A 20,073-nucleotide genomic window follows, 5' to 3' on the forward strand; every position below is an offset into this window, starting at 1 on the left:
CTACTGGCCAGCCGAGCAGTGAATTCTAAATATCGCCTACCAGCTCACAGGCGCGAGCTGGTGATGACTACTCCAGCGTGTTCACTCCCCTAGTTCAAAGTCCATAGCCTCCAACACAGCGACAAGGGCTTTATCACAACCCTCGGCAAGGTGAAAAAACTGGGCTCGAAAATTGCCATGGGTGGTGCGGGCTTCTCGAATGGCGACCACTTTCTTTTCGTGGGTCGCATGACCTCGAATCTCATTGCGAAGCTCATGAAGCTTTCTCATGGGCGCCAGAATTTTCCTGGCTTCTTCCGCACTGATTGAACTTGCCACTAAGATTTCGTACAGCAACTTAAGCGAGCGCCAGGTTGACTCCAGTACGCACCCTTTTCCTTCAGCAACTTTGCGCAATGGCTTGTCGAGAAAACCTTCTACCAGGCATTGATCAAGAGCCATGATTTCATCACCCCATTCCTTAGGTGAGTCTGTGGCGGGAGCTAGCACGCTGTCGATCAACTCCTCGCCTCGGGGGTTCCACCATACTGGCTTACGTTTGTCCAGTTCACGCACCTTTCGCTTGAGGGCATCCAGTGGCTGATACTCGGTGTACCAATCACCTTCAATATCCGTTCGATTTGCTCGCTCAGAGATTGGCGCCTTTGGCCATTCGTTGAAGGCCTTCCAGTACAGCTGTTCATCGAAGGGAAGTTTCGACAGATCCCAGATCCATGCATGAACTTGCCCAGCCTCATTGATATCGTAAGACTTGAGGGTCCAAGCTCCTCTGCAAGAAATGCTCCGGTCTTCCAACGTGTATTTTTCCGGATCTCCTTTAAAGCGATTAAGCACCTCTGCCCTGAAAAAAGCAGGCGATATCTGCCAGGGAAGATCACTGTCCTCAAAATAACTGACAATGTGATCGGGGCTGCAAGAGGTCTCGACTTGACGATCGTTCTTGCGGTCATAGATTTTAAAGACCGCATACTCACGATCCGGATCACCATCAAAATCCTTGCGCCACACCTCTTCTTGCTCTTCAACCGTGGTCTTTGGCCTGACCACCATGGCTCCATGCGCGAAGCTCGCTCGGCTTATCGATCCACCATGAAAAAAAAGATCCGACTCGTCTCGGTGATATCGAGTTGCGCCATGCCAGCTGTCGAAACTGCCAGGCACGTATCTGGTGAAATCAAATTTCAAGACCAGCGCCAAGTCCGCCAGAGCCATGTAGTTGTCCAAGTCTTTACGAAGAATTGTGACAACCTCGCGACCCTCTATCTGATCGGGAATTGCCAAAGTCAGAATCCTGATGACATCTTCGATGTCGCCATCGCCATTGAGCCGACAGTACGCCTTCCGCTCTTCTACATAATGGATGTCGAGACAATGTACGAGCTTTTGGTTAATTTCGATCGGCGTGGGTCCGGTATGAACCCCCTCAAGGCGCCGACGGATGACAAGTGGTTCCCCCCCAGCTAAGGGAGATCCGCTGTCCTCAGGGAAAGCGGGCTCAATATAGACACGATGTCCTTCACCTGAGCTCCAGGACCTTTGAATGCACCAGGTTGCATTGGTAAATAGCGTAAGATTTTGTAGCGCACCCCCATCTGGCGGCGTGACATTTTCAGTTGGGGCGAGCGCCCCCACGATAAGCAGGAACGGTGCGCTCGCGTAAATCACAATCTCGTCTGAATCCGAGTTTGCTGTCATGTAATGCACAGCCTGCTCGGCATATACATACCAGGGATCGTCTTGATCCTCCGGAGCCGTCGCCAAAGCAATCAGGGGTTTGGTATCGAAACGACGCATGCCCACTCCCGCAAGCTAGTTGATGATTTCAGGTTTTTGATCGGTAAGCCTGATCGTGCAAAAAGATGATCGCAGATGCAGTCATGTTCATCGTGTACTTCGCCACGTGCTCCGGCACTACTTTTTGCAACTCCCCGGCACCATGCGACGTGCTCAATTTGTTGCGGAGCGTGCCGACGGTCATCAGTGGCTGCTCCCAGAAAGATTCCAGCGCAGTCTTCTCCATGATGGTACGAATGAGCTTGGAGGTTGTGTCTCCCTGGGAATACCCGAAACCCTTCTGGCCACAGATCACTTTCATAACACTCTCATAGCTGCTGTTGCACTTGGTAACGCAGTCGCCGAATTTTCCGTGCCGAAAATCCTCAAGAGCTGCCATGAACTCGGAATTGGCATTAAGGAAAGCTGGCTGACGTAAAAGCTTCAGGGCGGGCTCAATAGCCGTCTCGTGAACAGCCTGGTTTTCCCTTGGAATAACCTTCGCGTGCTCACGGATTCCGGTGAACTTAGTGAGTTCTCCCCTATACATTTCCTCAGTGGTTTGCCATACCGGTTTCGTAACGAAATAGGGAAGATCGTCAATGTTCAAGAACTCGTTCAAGCGGTCAATCACAGGCTCATGGTAACCCCCGATGTAATTCCATCCTTCCTGATGGACAAGATACTCAATGGCATCAAGAAAATGAGGGTCACTGCAGGTGCGCAGAAAGTTGAATGCGTCATCGGCGTAAGAAAGGTTCTTGTTTCCGGAAAGGTTATGGCGCCCAGTGAGATAGGAGAGCTTATCGTGTAGAAACTCAAGAGTTTCGCCCATTCCGGGGCCCATGTCTCGGATGAGCATGAACGTCCGTTGCCGAAATTGCTCTGTAAGCTGCTTTTTCGGCTGGCTCTGGTTTCCTTTACGTCGCGAAAAAACGTTGAAAATATTCCCTATCACCGCTGTACCCTGCCTCCGTTCAAAGGAACATCATAGACAGGAACGATGCCCGATTGCCATCACAGTGCTTGGACCGCTGCTGTCGCGAGCCAGCACGATACGGGTGGCTTAAAAAATGAAAACCAAGGAGTCATCGATGCTAGATCGGATCGCGGAATGGAAGCGGGTTTTTGAGGCCGAAGAGAACGCCATCACTAAGGCGTTGAATCAAATGGCGTGGGACATCGCGGCGTATTCATGTGTCGTAGAAATGGTACGCCAAGCTCCCACGGTCTGCGGCGAAAAACAGCTGAACGTTTTGATCATGGACATGCTAGCTAGCGGATTCTGGGCAGGAACCATGCAGGGTATCCGTAGACTCGTAGAGGTCGAACCTATTCGCGGCCCGAGGAGCGTGTGCTCATTAGGTAGCTTAATCGCCGACATCCGCGCCTCGCGTGGAAAGCTCACGCGCCTGGTATACGTCAGGGATATCGCTGAGCTGAATTACAATTACCGCAGCACACACGCCGCTTATGACAAATTTGCCACTGAGCAACTCCAGCAGGGAAAGCGATCGTACTGGGTGCCCACGAAATATCACTATGAGCTCGCGGTTAAGCGGCACGAGGAGTTTGACTGGCTAAGCGGGGTGAGCGCAGGTGCATCCAGACCGGATGATCTGATACGGATCGAGGTATTCGACATGTTGGAGTCCCGCCTAGGCCGGCTATCTTCCGTCATTGAACATGTGAACGTGGACATCGCACACGCTGCAACTGAGGCTAGTCGGCAAGGGCGCATATTAGAGCGGTGGGGCCTGGCAGATGCCAAGCAAGCTTTGCGTGAAATTGCAGAAATTGCTCAGGTGGTGGGCTCCTGGTTCTGCTACAGCGGCGCTGGCACTGTTTTGCCCTTCGCCGAGTTCGATCAGTTCGCTCATTTGGACAGCCCTCTTTTTCAAGGTGACCGCGCCAAGCTGCAGGAGATATGGACGGACTTTGATCGTGAAGCACAATCATGGCATCTGGTCGATCCCACAGAGTGGATGCAGAGCCAATAGCCAACACAGAAGAATCAGAAAAGCCATTGGCCAACCTCGCTCAGATATCCAGCCCCTGCAGGTCCTCGCAAAGACTGTCGACCTCGACGCTCGCTAGCTCATTACGCACAGCTTTGCCAAAGCAACGGATGATCAATTGGCCCGATCAGGGCCCTCATGCGTCCTTTGCGCCATATCCTGCATGGCATTTGGGGCATTCCCACTGACCGACAAATCGAAATTCGCTGGCCAGGTCGGTCAAGCGCATCTTGCGCTCATCGCTGTCCCAGCAAGCAGTGCAGAAGCGACCGACTTCGCCTTCAAAGGTATAAACCCCCTCAGAGTTGTAGGTGGGTTTACCTTTGTCTCGCTGCTCAATCACCTGCTTGAGCCTGACTATCTCCTCTTGCGCCAATGCTAATTTTATCTTCAATTCCCCAGACTCAAGCTTCGCATCAGCCAAGGCGCTGTGAAGATCCGCCAGTATCATTTTGAAGTCCGCATCTTCGAGCTTTTTCGAGAGGTCTCGCAGCTTCCCTGACGCTTCAAGCGCCTGCTGAATCAGTGCCATCAAATCCATAGAAATACACCGCCTTGCTTAGTGGTATCGGTTGAGCGCATACAGTTGACAGATTGTAGGTGTGAAAGCGAAAAGGGTCGGACTTTTAGCCGCTCAGCCAGCCTGTGCTGGAGGCCTCACCTGATGGCGATCTTGACCACCATCACCGTACCGGCGGAAACTCATCGGCGACTTCAACCTTGGAGCTGATTATGGATGAGCATCGCGACCCGCCTGTACGACTCGACTATTTCCGCTTAGTCAAACGCCTCAACGAACATCTAGCCAGCCTTGGTCAGGAGCGCATAGATGAGGACATGCAGGAAGCATGGGCCGGGTACTTCCAGGAAATAGCCATCACTCAGGACGAAATCGACATTATCGGTCCTTGGTACATTAAGCATTACTCCATAGGTCTCTCGATTCCTTCGCTACGTCAGTACGTGGAGCATCTTCGTAGACACTCCACCTTGCCAGACCAGCGTATCACTGGCGGAACCGAAAGCGATGCGGTCACCATCCTCGAAGCATGCGCAGCACTGGGACTCGATCGATACCGACTTTCCGACGCGCTTTTCCAGGCTGCCGCATTGGTTCATCACGCGGCCTATCGTGTGGATCTTCCAAACATTGATCCAGAAGATATCCGGCAGGAGATAGAGAGCCGCGCACGGCTCGCAGACTACTTCTCTCGTGACATTCTTAATGAGGCCCAGAACGGTGTCGGGGCCGCAGCCAAGCTGGGAAGAACGCTTTTTCCACGTCATTGAGCATCATTTGATGCCCCCATGGTGATGCGCCAGGGCAGGAGGAACAACTTGAGTACCACTCGCGATTTAAGCAAGCCCCTACTAGTGATCGATGGTCCCGACCAAGGCGACTGGCGCGCTTGGCCGAAAGACTCTTTTGTTTCTGTGACGGTGTGGGATAGCAAACGAGTCAGCGAGCAGCCACCGCCGGTCACTTACCGTCTGCGTCACCATGCCTGCCAAGGTCTGGTGTGGGCCAGTGAAGATGGGCAGGACCTGAGCGATCCGGCTCAATCTTGAGTGCTAGCAATAACCGGAGTGATGCGTAGTCAGAAACGGTAATCGACCCCAAGGCTAGCGCTGCGGGGAGCCCCTGGGTAGTTGGAGTTGTCGCTGCTAGCTTTGGCAGATACGAAGTACTCTCGATTCCACGGTTTGTCGCCGCTCACATCGTAATCCTGACCGCAGTATCCACCTGCCAAAGCGGCTGTCGTATTCGAACCGGTCGATACCTTCGAAACTCGTCGTAGGGAGGCTCGCCTTTGGGACCTTCATCTGCCGCCGGAGGCAGTGGGATGCGGCATCCGAGCCAAAACACTCGCGGTTGATCGGAAAAACAAGCGTCGTAAGCTGAGTGCCGCATACTGCTATCTGCGCTTTGAAAATCCCTGATGGATTCCAGCCCTCTGTGATGCTGCGGTCTGTAGCCCCTTAGCTGGAGGTGCTTATGAGCACTCCCTTTGCGCGCATCCAATCTAGGTGCAAGCCTGCCGCTGCATCGGACACGACTGACAACAAGGTAGCCTTGATTGCCACCTTGTCGATTGAGGCCAATTCAGACCGTACGATCGATGCGTACCTCGGCGGGCTGCAGATGTACAACGACCTTTTCGAGTGGAGGCTAAACGAATATCCCAAAAAAGCGCTCGACTTCATTATCGACTGCTTCCTCCCCGCAGAATCGGTACCCCAATCGATTTTGGAGAAAGGCGTTTCTGCAGGCAGAATCCGCTCTAAGCTTTTCCAAACCGGAGACTGGATATCAGCCAAGCAGTGGATTTATCTGGCATCGTCCTCCAACCCTGGCGTCGAGATAGACCCTGATGAGTTGTTGGCCAATGGGAAGATTTTTTCTCTAAGACCGGGTAAGGTTGATTTTTTCCCTACATACGGCTTAGACGGTCGCAATGGATACCAACCGATCCACATCCTTTGCGATGTGTTGTCGGTGCTATCTGCCCGGATGAACGCCTGGTCAATCGCAGTATGGTTCCAGTCCGAAAATAGTTCTCTCGGCGGTGTCGCGCCGAAAGTATTGCTGGCGTTCGCACCAGACAAGGTCCTGGCGGCGGCAAAGGGCAAACCTAGACGGAATCGTGTGAGCAGATAATTGTATTCAGATCCCGTGTAAGGGTTTAAAACGTGTCTCGACCCGGTGTCCGTGGCCGACGATGTTTTTGAGGGCGCTCTGCCATATGCGTATGCGACGCTCGGCGCCTGAAGCACTATACAGCTGCCGAATGGCACTTGAAGGAATATAAGATGAGCAGCAAACAAGCACCTCCGAGGCACCACATTCAACGACCTCTCTTCCGCGATTGCTATTCGACAGTAATCAGGGCAGTTGACGCCCGCTATGACGTACGCGGCTATTTGCTGGCGGAACTTGTGAAGCTATGCTTAAAGAATCGAGCGACAATCCCGCCTGCCAGACGCCGTTACTACGAATGCAATGTTCAGGAGCAAGCCATAACTTATTTGGAGCAATGTACGAGTCGTCTACTATTTGGCCCTAATGGACGATTCTCGCCCGACGAGTACCGATACAGCCAATATTGATGTTCTTGAGGGTTCAGCTCAAGCGTGATTATTGACCCAATACCAATTTAACCATCAAAAAAATCACTACCGGAACCGCCGCGTCTGGATTGAGAACATGACACATCCAGTTACCAGTACACGCCATATTCGATTCGTAGTAAAAAATCCACTACTTGTTCGAAGCCAGAATGACTAACAAGCAACGCACAAGGTGAATTCCAGCCAAGGCCTAACGCCCGATCAGACATCCAACGCGTCGCAAGGGCTCGCCGTCCGAACACTCGTTGCGCCACAGATAAAATCCAAGCTTTTCGCCATTCGTAATAGCGCTGATCAGCGGACCAACATCCCAATTGAGCAGCCTCGTTAGGGCCGATGAGGCGAGCCGGTACCATTGTCAAAGCTCCTCTAGGCCAGGCCAAAAACCATAGGAGCAGCATGTTAACTCAGATAGGTCTGGAGCCAGAAGCCTGGAGCGAATGTCACCTTGAGGGTATTTTTCAAGAGATCAAGCAGGCGGAGGATTACATCAACCGATCGATTTACCCTGACCAGCTTGCATCCTAGCCGCACAGGTCTGTGGGCAGAAGCGATTGCGGGGTACATCTCAGCTCGGTCGCTATCCGATAGAGCTTCTCAATAGTCAGATTCACCTCCCCTCTCTCTATACGCCCTATGTAGCTCCGATCCATCTGGCAGGCGAAAGCTAAAGCGTCTTGCGAAATCCCAACCATCACTCTCTGCTCTCGGACTTTGCGTCCTAGAGCCCTCGCCAACTTTTGCATATCCGCCTCGGTGTACATAAGGCGGGACTATCAGCGTTTGCGGGTTGATCGGCGACGGATTATAATCCGCATTTGATGTATTTCTGCTAGCTAGGTGCCTGTATGAAACCGGCTTCATTCGCTCTCGACAGGCACGTCTATGAGCTTCTACAAAGCGGCGAGCTAGACAGCTTTACCTGTCGCGGCCTTCGAGACGCCTATGCCCGGTCATATGGCGTAGCGCGCGAGCATACTTCTGATCTCCGGCGCTATATTTTTAGGCAGATCCTCCGCCTCGAAAGGATCGAATGGGTCGTACGAGACCCAGAAAAGCGCGGCCGCGACCAGCTCTATCACCTCCAGGATCTACCACCTTCAGTCAACCTCCGCTTGATTGACGAGGGGTATCAATTCTTCGCCCCTCGCGCCGAGCTACCTGCGGACGACACCGAAAAAGGTGCCTCGACCAACGAGCACACAGCTCGACGTCTCCAGGCAATGGTCAAAGAAACCCGATTGGACTTCCTCACCTCAATGGGCGAAGCGGAAAGGTACAAGCAACTGTTGGAAGACCTGCCACACCTCCACTCGAAGCTGGAAAGCGACTACGTGGAAGCGAGAGATCGTAGCTCCCGCCTGCTAGGTCACCTCAAAGCGGTCGAAAAAACCCTAAAAATACTAGGTATTGAATGAGCAGTGTTCTAAGAGAGTGGCAGACCTCATGTATCGAGAAAGCACTACGACACTTTCAGGTAAATAGGCATTTCTTTTGCCAAGCAACGCCAGGAGCAGGCAAGACGAGAATGGCTGGCGAATTGGCAAAAGAGCTGCTCAAAAAAAATGTTATCGATCTTGTGTTGTGCTTCGCGCCGTCCTGCCAAGTAGTCGATGGTTTCAGGGCTACGTTCTCAAAAATACTTGGGCGTCGAATGGACGGATATGTGGGAGCAATTGGTGATGCTTCTACTTACCAAGGCATGGATACGAAAGGTGAGGAATTTTGGGACCTATTTGAACAGTATCGGATATTAGCGATATTTGACGAAATTCATCACTGCGCGGGTTATGACCTTCAATCCAGCAACACTTGGGGAGCGACAATTATATCCAAAATACAAAATCAAGCGACATTCACTTTGTCTTTGTCGGGCACGCCTTGGAGAACAGATGATAAAGCCATTGCACTTGGACGCTACTCAGCGCCTGCTGGAGCGTTGGCCCGTGATTATCACTATGGACTTCAACAGGCTATTGACGACAAGATTTGTAGATCCCCGAGAATAACCTTAGTTGACAACCACAACCTACAGTTAACCCAAAAAAACCAACAGAGCCGACTAACATCTAATTACGACAGCTTCGCCCATTTACTTGAAAGCTCACCGCTTTGCTTTGAAGACATTCTATGGAATGAAGACGTAATAGATCATATTCTCGACCTAGGCTGTCGAAAACTATCTGAAATCAGGAAAGGAAACCCATCTGCTGCTGGACTTATCGTTGCATCTGACACTAATCACGCTAAGTTAATCGAGAGTAAGCTCAAACGCCGCGGCGAAAACTGTCGCGTGGCTACGTCGAAAACTGGTAGCGCTCAAGATAAAATCAACGAGTTTAGATCTGGGATTGGTTGCTGGATTGTTGCGGTAGGCATGATTAGCGAGGGCACTGACATTCCTCGCTTACAAGTATGCTGTTACCTGAGTCGCATTCGCACAGAACTGCACTATCGTCAGGTCTTGGGCAGAATTCTCAGACGAACAGGGGTCAACGATGATCAAGCTTGGTTATTTGTGGTAGCCGAACCTTCACTTATAGAATACTCGCGACGGCTCTCTGATGATCTGCCTCAAGACCTGGCTGTTATCAGCATGCAGACTGTACCGCGACCCCAGGAGAAAGAAGCTTTAACAGGCGGAGAAAACAAAGGTATCGACACCTGGCCGATCCTCACAGCCGATACTGGCCGCCCCTCCAAAGTGGATTACCTTGAATCTGCTCCAAATTCGCACTCATCAACGAGCTACGAATTGAGCGTATCGTCACAGTTTCGAGCCGAACTGTTAGAAATCTCATAGACTTAGATTAGAGCGAGCCTTAAAACTAGCCAGACTACACAATTGCGCATACCAAGAACTAGTCTAGACTATGAGTGCAGCTCTGCGAACATCGGTTTGCAATAAGCTTTTGAAAACCTAGATACAAAACCTGCTTACGATCCTAACGATACTTGCCAGGTAATTGCGATGGCTTACATCATAAAGATTAAAGCACGCTACCAAAACGATCAAACCGGCCGTACCATTAAGCTCCCTGCTTTATGGACCGAAAGCGGCGTATTAGTATCACACCTTCGCTACCTGGCTGACAACAGCAAGAAGAGCTCATCCTGGAAAGAGAAGTCCACACAAGCCGTTAAGCTACTAATAGAGTATATTAATGCCAATGTGGGATTATTTAAGAAAACAACAAAACTTCTCGCATCATTTGCAAGAGCTTTAGAAGAGGGCACCGTAGATCCAAGAACATTAAAAGACCCCTCGCAACTCTTTTGGCTACCAAAATCTAGCGAACACTGCTCAGACCTCCTGTTCCTAATAACAGACTATACCGACTGGCTAAGCCGTCAAAGTGACTTTAAAATAAAGCTCGCCAATCCTTTCAGACAAGCCACCTCTACGGAGCAGCGGATGAACTGGTGCGCCTTCCACAATAAACGAAACAGAGTCTTTTTGAATCACCTTGTGGACCCGGACAAACACGTCGAAGCGTTAAGCACCATTCGCGAAGTAACAGGACCACAGCGCCCCACCGAAAACATTGCACCCGCGAAAAGATTTCCTGAAGACAAAATTGATCTCTTGATGAAAGCGGGATTTATTATTCTGAACACCAAGAAGTCCGACATGCCGCGCCCTGACTACAAGGGCCAGGCATTAACGCTGCTCATGCACTACGGAGGCTTGCGCAAATCTGAAGCACTGCACCTTTACTTGTCAGATATCATTCTAGACGAGAAAAAAAACGAGGCCATTGTAAGGGTCTATCATCCGTCTAACGGAAAGTCACCTGACGAGCAATACCCTACCAGAAAGCAATTTTTAGCAATACATTACGGGCTATTGCCCCGAACTGAATACCTGAAAACAGAACGGCTGCATTTAGGGTGGAAAAACCCAGTACTTGACAACAAAGATGGTTACTTTTCAGTTCAGTTCTTCCCACCCCATAAAGCCGCAGAGTTCTTGAGTGTATGGATTAAGTATCTTAAAGAACAGCGCACCGACCCAGATTCATCACACGACCACCCTTATGCATTCACCAATTCAAAGGGAGAGCCTGAAACTCTAAAAAACGCCCAACGCCTACATAAGTCGGCTGTGGAGCGAATTGGCCTACTGCACCGAAAATTAGTTGGCACAAGCGAGCACGGGCATCGGCACAGCTATGGATACAGGCTTCGAGAAAATGGATTCAATCAAATTGAAATCCAAAAGTGCATGCACCATAGAAGCCCCGATTCATGCTTAGTTTATATTCAGCCGACACATGAAGAGATACGACAAAAAATGTCAATAATCGATAAAAGCAGCCTACACTAAATCATTATTTCTGCGGACTCAAGGTGAGGCTCCATGCCAGAAAAAATAAAATACGCAACCTTACTCGAAGTTAAAGCCGCAGTTAGAAAGCTTGGTATAAAAAATAGCAGAGCCTACAGACTTCGCTGGCAAGAAGATCCTAGGCTACCGGCCAACCCTTATATTGATTACGCCAGCGAATGGCTCTCATGGTACGACCTCTGTGGTAGTGAAAGGCCAATTGAGAAATATCTGACGCTTGCAGAGGCACGTGAGGCCGTAGCTCGCCTAGGTATATGGACAGTGGCCCACTATTCAACTGATCACCATAAAGACCCAAAGCTCCCAGGCGACTTGCGCTTTTACCCGAACTTTAAAGGGTGGCCAGAGTTTATTGGCAAAAGCATATATAAAGATTTCTATAAAACACTCAGCGAAGCTAGTAGAGCAGCGCTTGCGCTCGGCATCAATAGCTACCACCAATACACTACGCTAAAAAGATACAAAGCAGACCCAAAACTGCCTGCAAACCCTAGCACCATCTATCCAGACTGGCAGAATTGGAAGCATTTTTTCGGAACAAATCATTTAGTCCCAGTTTATGAAAGTTATGAACTGGCCTCTGCAGCCGCTATATCCTTAGGAATCCAACACTCAAGTGAGTATTTCACTCGCCGAGAGGAAGACCCGAAATTACCTATTCACCCCCAGACCCGCTACAAAGAGCGATGGGAGGGCTGGGTAAATTTCCTCCATCCTGGTAAAACTAGGAAAGTTTACGAGACCTTTGAACAGGCTAGAGCTGCAGCCCGCAACCTGAATTGCAAGTCACGAACAGATTACTACACAAAATTTAAAGAAGACTGGCGTCTGCGCAGAGATCCAACAAGTGTTTATACGGATCAATGGACGTCATGGAAGGACTATTTAGACCTAACAGTACAATATGAAACGCTACATGAAGTGCGCATAGCTGCACAGAGATTAGGCATCAGCACAAAGCGACAGTATGAATTAAATTACCACAACGACCCGCGCCTTCCAAGCAACCCGGAACAATTCAAAAATGAATGGAAGTCGTGGATTCACTTTTTCTTACCCATTGCTTACGACTGCCTTGACGACATTAGAATAGCAGTAACTCGACTCGATATAAAAGACAGTCAGGATTACCGCAACCGCTATAAACTCTACCCTCCATTACCCGCCCACCCTGAACGGGTATTCCGAGACGAATGGAAAAGCTGGTATGACTTATGCTCTATCAGAACGTTTTACACTTTCGATGAAACAGTAAAACTAATTCAGCCTCTTAATCTTAACTCCTTACGAGAATATAGAAAACATGTGAAGTCCTCAGGAGACAATAGATTACCGTACACTCCGGACAAAGTATATTACAGAGACTGGACCACCTCGTATGCGTTTCTCGGAAAGACGGAGCCATTTTCAGAAAGCTCGATAGATGCTGACCATTCGAAGTGGCTGGAGGATTTAAATAGCTTCATGAAAGAAGCTCGTGGCGGACGGGGAAAACAGCTAGCAATCTGCCGTTTTTTGGCAACTTACGTGCAGCCAAACGCATACGGAACCACACCAGGAGAATTCCTCTCAAACAAGTCTATAGAATTACAACATTTCAAAAACTATGTAACCTCCACAACCCCAGAATATCTTAGACGAAGCTTCGTCATGGCCATAAACGAATTCATGCGATTCATTATCCGCGAGCAATTCACGCTTGAGGATGACGAGACTGGTGAATTGATAATCGCAGACGGAATAAGCAACCCATTACGCGGCAGCGAAACAGAATACTCAGGCACGACAAGCAGTAGCGGCCCTGGCGAAACATCTAAACCAGCTTTGGCCTATCAATATGTTGCAGCCCTGCAAAAATGGATAGTTCCAGATACTGCAACCAGCTTCTCTGACTTAACCCACCTCCATAATTTCGACGCTGACTGGGTAGAGATCGATCTAAATAATTTCAAATTGGATAACAGCGATCCTGATCTCATTACACGCTGGATTGGAGGAAAGTTTAAAGCATGGTTTCCAATGTATTGGATGCAGGTACTCACCCTAGTTTCGGTCCCCTCCAGAGGTAGACAAATTGCATACTGCGACTCAGGGGAAGGCGATGAGTACATCCCAATTCATAATGACTGCAAGGTTTTCTGGGCTAAAAATGAAGGTCCGCTTTCAGGCATAACAAAAAATCAAGGCTTCATAAAACGATATCCTGGCGATCAATGCGGAATGTTTGTTACTAGCAACAAGACCAGTATTGGGTATAGCGGCTACAGTGTGCCATGGATACCCCCTCATTTGCTCCCATGGATAATTAAGCTCCGTCAGTGGCAGGCAAAATATAACCCAATAATTCGCCCTATGCCATGGATTGAATGTATTCGCACCAACCTGAATGAAAGCCAGCGTCATGCCAAAGGTGCTAATTGCTTCTTGTTTCGTCTCTTCGGGGCTGAAGAACCTGGATCCCCAACAAATATACTAACCCCTCGACTCGCAGCCGCACTTTATTACTCACAACCTCGGGACTTACCATTAGCCACGCTGACAGGCCCCAGAGAGAAACTAAGTTGCTATTCGTCTATTTATACTCCACACAGCATGAGGGTAAGCCTTATCACGGCATACGTCCATGAGTTTGGGCTACCCATTGAAATCACCATGAAGATTGCTGGGCACAGTTCAATCGTGATGAATTTGTACTATGTAAAAATCGGAGGAATTGAATTACAACGTCGATTTTCAGAAGGTGAGAAGCGCGCGCTTCAGAATCAAGTATTTGTTGCACAGAGCATGATCGAACAGGGCAGAATCGATCAAATCCAAGGGCAATTAGTCGCAAACAACCAAGATGCCCTCGAGCTGATATATAGGCAAAAATCTCCGGGCAGCTATTTATTTCGAGACTACGGCTTTTGCCCATATGCAGGTGCTAGGTGTGATGACGGAGGATCGCTCGGTAAAGGTGATATTTGGTTGCCGGTGCCAGGCGGGTATCTAGGCAGTCAGAACTGCATAAGATGTCGCCACTTCGTAACCGGCCCTGCATTCATAGGTGGCCTGCTAGCTCTAGGTAATGAAATATCGCTAGAAGTAAATCTTCAATTCACAAAATACGACGAACTCCAAGCCAAAGCTGAAGAGTTAAGATCCGAAATTGACAGTCGGGATGAGCGAGAGTATGAATTAAGCAAGTACGGAAAAGACATTGAAGCCCGAGACCTAAGTCTAGAGGCTAAGCATCGAAAACTGCTAGCCGAAGCTGAGAGTGCAGCTAAAAAACTTGATGTATTGATTTGTGATGTGCAGGCTAGCGCAAGCCTAATAAAGCAAATCGAGCAGGCTACCCTTACAAAATCCAAGTCCGAGCCTCAAGACTCACTCATGCTTATTGTGCAAGAGGGTCATGAGCTTAGGCTCGCGCTAGAAGAAACCACTCACTTTCATCAGTTAAGCGAGGTATGTGAAAATGCCGAGATATATGAATGCGCTTCTGCCCACTCTGCCTTGGCCGCAAGATCCCAGCTGTTGGACAAAATGCTTGAAGACAATAATTCCCCGCAGCGAATGTTCAGGCTAAATAAGGAGCAGCAGCTTTTAGTTGGCAATCAGATCGCAAGACTCTTGATATCACGACTCAGAAGCTGGGAACGTATCGACTCACTAATTGAAGGGAAATTCAGGCTGGCCGAACTGGTTGGACTTGAGAGCATCTCTCTTAAAGAAATCAGCGATGCCTTTATAAATAACGCAAGAAACTTGCCTCAGGTTTAAAATCATGACGCCATCTGAAACCCTGAGTAAACTAAAGAAAAATTGCAGCTTAAAAAAACAGCATACTCTGGACGCAGTGTACGAGGTATGCAATGAGATGCTATCGAACGGCGAAAAGAACTTTTCGTTTTCAGCCATTGCACGCCTAGGCATTGATTGTGGAGTACCCAACGCTCAAAGCATGCGAAATAGTTCGGGCCAAGCATATCGCGTGCTAATACAGGCATTCAAAGAGGCGGCAGGTCCGGCCCACCATGACCGAGCACCGTCAGATTGGATAGACGCGATAAAAGATGGTAAGGCTAAATTTTTGGCGCGAGCCCAAGAGGCTGAGAATCATCGCCTCCGAAGACTGCTGAGAGAAATTACGCCGCCCAATCTCGAAATCCGGGTTGATGATCGCACTCCGTTTTCATCCGAGAATAAATTATCAGAAATAGAACGCAGAGCTCTTTTGTATTTAATGTCAGAAGAGTTCAGGCTACAATGGGGCTGCACACTGGGCAAGCACGGCGACTTGATTGACAAGAAGGGAGCAAAGGTGTTTCGCCCAGGAACCCTTGATGCAATACAGAAGGCTCTCAGGGCATTGTGACCGCTCTTTGAATTAAAAACAGGCATAAAATGGCTACCAATCTCATTACTGAAGCTGGCTATCAGTCCTTGAAAGATGAACTAGATTGGCTCTGGCGCGAAGAGCGACCGGAGATTACCAGAAAAGTCACTTGGGCTGCGTCTTTGGGCGACAGAAGTGAAAATGCTGACTACCAGTACAATAAAAAGAGGCTAAGGGAAATAGATCGGCGCGTAAGATACCTCCGTAAGCGTATCGAAGACCTTCGGGTAGTCCCTTATTCCCCTACTCAGGAAGGCAAGGTATTTTTTGGAGCTTGGGTAACTATTGCCAACGAGGATGATACAAGCAAGAAATTCCGCATTGTAGGTGCTGATGAAATTTACGATAGGAAAGACTTCATCTCAATTGATTCCCCGATGGCACGCGCATGCATTGGCAAGTGTGCAGGTGATGAGATTGTTGTTCGGACTCCAACTGGCGATGCCTACTGGGAAGTCACCGAAATTGAGTACAGGGAGGCGGAAGACGCACCCCGGTTCATTAAACCCTGAGGTGCCTCCAAATCGGCCACCACTATGTCAAAACCAGCTACAGTGATGGCCGACAATGAATAGTACGACGCAAAAGTACAGTACTATTCCGAAAAACCAGCAAAATCAATGTGTAAGACCAAATAGTACACGAGCTTGGGGTTCTTCCTTCCAGTCGGCGTTCTCGCTGCGGTCGCCCAGCGACGCCGCCCAGGCGACCTTCTGGGTAATCTCCGGGCGATAGACCCGCCACAGATGGTCAAGCTCCTGCTTCAGGGCTGCATGACCTTCGGTGGTGATGATGTTGGTACTCAAGCGGCGGTCTCCTCAGTGCATCTGCAGCAGGCGCCAGGCGCCCACCGAGTGACCGAGCTTAGCGAAAAACCTGCGGGTTTGACACGCTGATCAGGCGCGCGTGATCAGCCCCTGGCGGGCGATGCGCGTGAGCTGGCCGATAACCTCGGCGGCATCCTCGGCGGCCGGCGCCTGGATCACGGCCAGGTCGAAACGGTCGTTGGCGTACTCGCCAAGCTGGGTGCAGGTTTCGAAGAACTGGATGAGGAACGCCCGGGCCTGGCCCTTGCGACGGGAAAAACCGTCAAGGTTGCGCAGGAGCGTAGGCTGATGCTGGCCACCGAGCAGAATGCGCGGGGTGCGGGACGCCTGGTCTTTGGCCAGGGGGGTCAAACAGACACTGGTACGTGGACAACTCATGGAGTTTTTCTCCGCCTCGCTGATCCCGCTGGGCAGCGGTGGGAGGCGTCACCGAACCAGCGCTTTAGCGGTATTTCGGATGACCCGGGAGGGTTGCCCTGCGCCCCGCAAGTAGCTGTTTAAATCGGCGCAGTCGGTATGCTAGAGGGATGAGCTCCAAGTTTCAAGCCGCACGGTGCAAGTTGATGATTGCGATCGACTTGCACCGTGCGGCTTGACGTTTGCAGCTTGGGCTCAGCGTGCGATCAGGCGGTCCAGCGAGAAGCGACCCGCACCTTCGATCAGCACCGCCACACTGCCTGCCAGCAGCGCCAGGGCGAACTCATAGCCGTTGTTGGACATGAACAGGCCGTTGTTGATGTGCACCGAGAAGATCGCCACCACCAGGGTGACACTCAGCGCCAGTGCCGCCGGGCGGGCCAGCAGGCCGACCACCAGGGCCAGGCCGCCGAAGAACTCGGCGCTGCCCGACAGCAAGGCCATCAGGTAGCCAGGCGCCAGGCCGATGCTCTCCATCCACTGGCCGGTGCCTTCGAGGCCGTAGCCACCAAACAGGCCGAACAGTTTCTGTGCGCCATGGGCCATGAAGATGACGCCGACCAGGATGCGCACGACGCTCAGGCCGAAACCGGCACGGGTAACGAACAGGGCTTTGAGGGTGTTGTTCATGATGTTGCTTCCTTGATTAAGCGGGTAGGTGTTGGATGAGCGCCATCTTAATCGATCGATTGAATAAGAAAATCGCAATAAACGCGTAATAACTATCGATCAATTAGATTTATTAGCGCCTGGCCAACCGCTCCAGGGAAGCGCGTTCACGGTTGAACGCCAGGTAGTACTTGTTGACACTGTTGACGAAGTTCACCGGCCCCATCCCCACTTGCTCCATGGCGATGCGCTCGGTCTGGAAAAACCACTGGTTGCCGTTGAGCCCGCGCCGCCGCGCTTCGGCGCGCATGGCCTGAACCCGCTCCGGGCCGAGGTTGTAGGCCGCCAGGATGAACGCCATGCGCTCGCGCTCGTTGAGTTGCGGGCTGGCGAAGAACTTGCGGCGAATCAACGCCAGATAGCGGGCACTGGCCTGGACATTGCCATCAACCGTGGCGGTGTTGCTCACCCCCACCCGCTGCGCCGCCGACGGGGTGATCTGCATCAACCCGTGGGCCCCGCCCGTGCCACGTGCCTTGGGGTCGAGGGTGGATTCCTTGAATGCCAGGGCCGCCAGGTTCAGCCAGTCGAACTGCTGGTCACCGGCATGCTTCTGCAGGACCGGGCGCAACGACTCCAGGCGTTGCCGGTCCTGGCGCGCCAGCGGATTGTGGACCCGGTACTGGCGCCGGTAGATGCGTTCGAAGGCGGCATCCTGGTTGTCCGGGGCGCGGTAAGTGGCGAGGAAGCGGTCCACCGCCGCCCGCAGCATCGGCGCATCAGGTCGCACATACCAGCGCAACGCTTGCGGTTGGGCCAGCTGCAGCTTGCTGTCCAGGCGCAGGCGCGGCATCACCCGCGCCCAGCGTTGGGCGATGGGCCGCTCCACCACGGTCAACGGATAAATACCGGCCTGGACCATCTCCAGCACATCCTCCACCGCCAGGGTCGGGTCAACCCACTCCACCTTGATCGGGGCTTGCTTGCGCAGCGCCAGGCGCTGGTTGATCGCCTCGATCGCGGCCCCGGCGGCGCTGGCACTGGTCAGGGCGATGGTACGCCCGGACAACTGCTCAACCCGGCTGTAGCTGCGCTCGCCCTTGCGCCCGACCAGCAGCAGCGGCACCTGCTCAAGCACCGGTGCACTGGCCTCGACGCCACGCACCCCGGCAGGGTCAAGCAGTTCGCCCGGCGCGGCCAGGTCGCCTTCACCCCGCTGCAAGGCAGCGAGCAATTGCTCCTTGGCCCGCGGGATGATTTTCAAGGTAACTTCCTGATTGTCGGCAACCCGGGCATTAAGCGCGTGCTCAAGGGCGCGCAGACGGTAGTACTCGACGCCCACTGGTTCGCCCTTGACCTCGCCGGAGCTGTTGCGGCTCTGGTTGACCAGCACACGCAGCACCTGGCTGGAGCGGATCTGCGCCAGGTCGCGGGCCTGGCTGGCAGGCATATGCTGCTGAGGCCCCGGCTCGCGCGCGGTGGCCGGCCCGGCGGCCAGCAGCCCGCACATCATCAACGTCGTCAGCAGGGTTCGCAGCATGGAGGAAGAGGTCCGAGGGCGGTTGGCGGGCACCATGTGCAATGATCGATCCGTGATGACTGACGGCAAAAGACCACGGCAAACGTTTGAAGTTCTTGGTTTTTTCGCGATTTCCCGGTTTTTGCTATGCTGGCCGCCCCGCGGCACGAGGTAGCACCATGCAATTGATCGATATCGGCGTCAACCTGACCAACAGCAGTTTTCATGACCAGCAGGCGGCTGTGGTCGAGCGCGCCGTTCAGGCCGGCGTGGCGCAGATGGTGCTGACCGGCACCAGCCTGAGCGTCAGTGAAGAGGCCCTTGAACTGTGCCAGCGCCTGGATGAGCAAGGCCAGCGCCTGTTCAGCACAGCCGGTGTACACCCCCATGATGCCAAGAGCTGGACCAGCGACAGTGAGCGCCAGTTGCGCCACTTGCTCGAACAACCCCGGGTGCGCGCCGTCGGCGAATGCGGGCTGGACTTCAATCGCGACTTCTCCCCTCGCCCGGAGCAGGAAAAAGCCCTGGAAGCCCAACTGGCCCTGGCCGTCGAGCTGCGCCTGCCGGTGTTCCTCCACGAACGCGACGCCAGCGAGCGCCTGCTGGCAATCCTCAAGGGCTACCGCGACCAACTGAGCGCCGCCGTGGTGCATTGCTTTACCGGCGAGCGCGAGGCGCTGTTCGCCTACCTCGACCTGGACCTGCACATCGGCATCACTGGCTGGATCTGCGACGAGCGCCGCGGCACCCACCTGCATCCGCTGGTCGGCAACATCCCGACAGGCCGCCTGATGCTGGAGAGCGACGCACCCTATCTGCTGCCGCGCAGCTTGCGGCCAAAACCGAAAAATGGCCGCAACGAGCCGGCATACCTGCCCGAAGTACTGCGCGAGGTGGCTCTGCATCGCGGCGAAACCGTCGAATCCACCGCAGCCCACACCACCGCCTGCGCACGGGCGTTTTTCGGGCTGCCTGTGGTTTCTTGACGCATATCAAGGAGGGTCCTGGCCTTGGCGGGCACAATGATGGCACCTTGCCAACAATGTTTCCGC

19 protein-coding genes and 1 pseudogene are annotated in these 20,073 nt (G+C 52.1%); 11 read left to right on the forward strand and 9 right to left on the reverse strand.

Annotation, left to right across the window (positions count from 1 at the left end; genetic code table 11):
* Positions 1-81: 81 nt before the first annotated feature.
* On the reverse strand, positions 82-1,794 hold the full coding sequence (locus DM373_RS15045; protein ID WP_110994329.1) for a hypothetical protein: 1,713 nt from the start codon (positions 1,792-1,794) through the stop codon (positions 82-84).
* A gap of 28 nt (positions 1,795-1,822) precedes the next feature.
* Positions 1,823-2,635, reverse strand: a complete 813-nt coding sequence (locus DM373_RS15050; RefSeq protein WP_223271117.1) for an abortive infection family protein — start codon at positions 2,633-2,635, stop codon at positions 1,823-1,825.
* A gap of 232 nt (positions 2,636-2,867) precedes the next feature.
* Here DM373_RS15050 and DM373_RS15055 point away from each other — a divergent pair, with 232 nt between their 5' ends.
* Positions 2,868-3,773 (forward strand): hypothetical protein, encoded by a 906-nt coding sequence (locus DM373_RS15055; protein ID WP_110994331.1) that lies wholly within the window; start codon positions 2,868-2,870, stop codon positions 3,771-3,773.
* Positions 3,774-3,927: 154 nt separating this feature from the next.
* Here DM373_RS15055 and DM373_RS15060 read toward each other — a convergent pair whose 3' ends face one another.
* Complete coding sequence (locus DM373_RS15060) at positions 3,928-4,332, reverse strand: hypothetical protein (protein ID WP_110994332.1); 405 nt, start codon at positions 4,330-4,332, stop codon at positions 3,928-3,930.
* A 191-nt stretch (positions 4,333-4,523) separates the two neighbouring features.
* On the opposite strand from DM373_RS15060, the gene DM373_RS15065 reads away from it, so the two are divergent.
* The 3 genes from DM373_RS15065 (at position 4,524) to DM373_RS15070 (ending at position 6,450) form a co-directional block, all read left to right on the forward strand.
* The gene (locus DM373_RS15065; RefSeq protein WP_110994333.1) at positions 4,524-5,081 is read left to right on the forward strand and encodes a hypothetical protein; all 558 of its coding nucleotides are present in this window, start codon (positions 4,524-4,526) and stop codon (positions 5,079-5,081) included.
* Positions 5,082-5,129: 48 nt separating this feature from the next.
* Positions 5,130-5,360, forward strand: coding sequence for a hypothetical protein (locus tag DM373_RS28725; protein WP_135192571.1), 231 nt, complete (start codon positions 5,130-5,132; stop codon positions 5,358-5,360).
* A gap of 427 nt (positions 5,361-5,787) precedes the next feature.
* Positions 5,788-6,450, forward strand: coding sequence for a hypothetical protein (locus DM373_RS15070; RefSeq protein WP_110994334.1), 663 nt, complete (start codon positions 5,788-5,790; stop codon positions 6,448-6,450).
* A gap of 559 nt (positions 6,451-7,009) precedes the next feature.
* Here DM373_RS15070 and DM373_RS29680 read toward each other — a convergent pair.
* Together DM373_RS29680 and DM373_RS15085 are read right to left on the reverse strand one after the other, a co-directional pair.
* The gene (locus tag DM373_RS29680; RefSeq protein ID WP_110994336.1) at positions 7,010-7,321 is read right to left on the reverse strand and encodes an antitoxin Xre/MbcA/ParS toxin-binding domain-containing protein; all 312 of its coding nucleotides are present in this window, start codon (positions 7,319-7,321) and stop codon (positions 7,010-7,012) included.
* Between the two features lie 123 nt (positions 7,322-7,444).
* A complete protein-coding gene (locus DM373_RS15085) occupies positions 7,445-7,666 on the reverse strand; it encodes a helix-turn-helix domain-containing protein (protein ID WP_110994395.1) in 222 nt (73 codons plus the stop codon).
* A 102-nt stretch (positions 7,667-7,768) separates the two neighbouring features.
* Here DM373_RS15085 and DM373_RS15090 point away from each other — a divergent pair, with 102 nt between their 5' ends.
* The 6 genes from DM373_RS15090 to greB (DM373_RS15110) all read left to right on the forward strand — a co-directional run bounded on the left by DM373_RS15090 (position 7,769) and on the right by greB (DM373_RS15110) (position 16,161).
* On the forward strand, positions 7,769-8,338 hold the full coding sequence (locus DM373_RS15090; protein WP_110994337.1) for a hypothetical protein: 570 nt from the start codon (positions 7,769-7,771) through the stop codon (positions 8,336-8,338).
* Positions 8,335-9,723 carry a DEAD/DEAH box helicase gene (locus DM373_RS15095; RefSeq protein WP_110994338.1) on the forward strand — a complete coding sequence of 463 codons (1,389 nt, stop codon included), beginning with the start codon at positions 8,335-8,337 and terminating at the stop codon, positions 9,721-9,723. Before DM373_RS15090 ends, DM373_RS15095 begins: the two co-directional genes overlap by 4 nt.
* 168 nt (positions 9,724-9,891) lie before the next feature.
* Positions 9,892-11,247 (forward strand): gamma-mobile-trio recombinase GmtY, encoded by a 1,356-nt coding sequence (gene gmtY, locus DM373_RS15100; protein WP_110994339.1) that lies wholly within the window; start codon positions 9,892-9,894, stop codon positions 11,245-11,247.
* Between the two features lie 33 nt (positions 11,248-11,280).
* On the forward strand, positions 11,281-15,033 hold the full coding sequence (gene gmtZ / locus DM373_RS15105; RefSeq protein ID WP_110994340.1) for a gamma-mobile-trio integrase GmtZ: 3,753 nt from the start codon (positions 11,281-11,283) through the stop codon (positions 15,031-15,033).
* Between the two features lie 4 nt (positions 15,034-15,037).
* Positions 15,038-15,628 (forward strand): gamma-mobile-trio protein GmtX, encoded by a 591-nt coding sequence (gene gmtX / locus DM373_RS28730; protein ID WP_135192570.1) that lies wholly within the window; start codon positions 15,038-15,040, stop codon positions 15,626-15,628.
* A gap of 29 nt (positions 15,629-15,657) precedes the next feature.
* Positions 15,658-16,161 (forward strand): transcription elongation factor GreB, encoded by a 504-nt coding sequence (greB, locus tag DM373_RS15110; protein ID WP_110994341.1) that lies wholly within the window; start codon positions 15,658-15,660, stop codon positions 16,159-16,161.
* Between the two features lie 147 nt (positions 16,162-16,308).
* Here greB (DM373_RS15110) and greB (DM373_RS15115) read toward each other — a convergent pair.
* From greB (DM373_RS15115) to DM373_RS15130, 4 genes and pseudogenes are all read right to left on the reverse strand, one after another.
* Positions 16,309-16,455 (reverse strand): annotated as a pseudogene (gene greB / locus DM373_RS15115) (transcription elongation factor GreB); the annotation flags it as partial.
* A 90-nt stretch (positions 16,456-16,545) separates the two neighbouring features.
* A complete protein-coding gene (locus DM373_RS15120; RefSeq protein WP_110994342.1) occupies positions 16,546-16,854 on the reverse strand; it encodes a hypothetical protein in 309 nt (102 codons plus the stop codon).
* Between the two features lie 234 nt (positions 16,855-17,088).
* The gene (locus DM373_RS15125) at positions 17,089-17,523 is read right to left on the reverse strand and encodes a DoxX family protein (protein WP_110994343.1); all 435 of its coding nucleotides are present in this window, start codon (positions 17,521-17,523) and stop codon (positions 17,089-17,091) included.
* A 112-nt stretch (positions 17,524-17,635) separates the two neighbouring features.
* Positions 17,636-19,042, reverse strand: coding sequence for an MltF family protein (locus DM373_RS15130; RefSeq protein WP_110994344.1), 1,407 nt, complete (start codon positions 19,040-19,042; stop codon positions 17,636-17,638).
* A gap of 158 nt (positions 19,043-19,200) precedes the next feature.
* Here DM373_RS15130 and DM373_RS15135 point away from each other — a divergent pair, with 158 nt between their 5' ends.
* Positions 19,201-20,007, forward strand: coding sequence for a TatD family hydrolase (locus tag DM373_RS15135; protein ID WP_110994345.1), 807 nt, complete (start codon positions 19,201-19,203; stop codon positions 20,005-20,007).
* The last annotated feature ends 66 nt before the right edge of the window (positions 20,008-20,073 follow it).

The organism is Pseudomonas sichuanensis, assembly GCF_003231305.1.
Classification (GTDB): domain Bacteria; phylum Pseudomonadota; class Gammaproteobacteria; order Pseudomonadales; family Pseudomonadaceae; genus Aquipseudomonas; species Aquipseudomonas sichuanensis.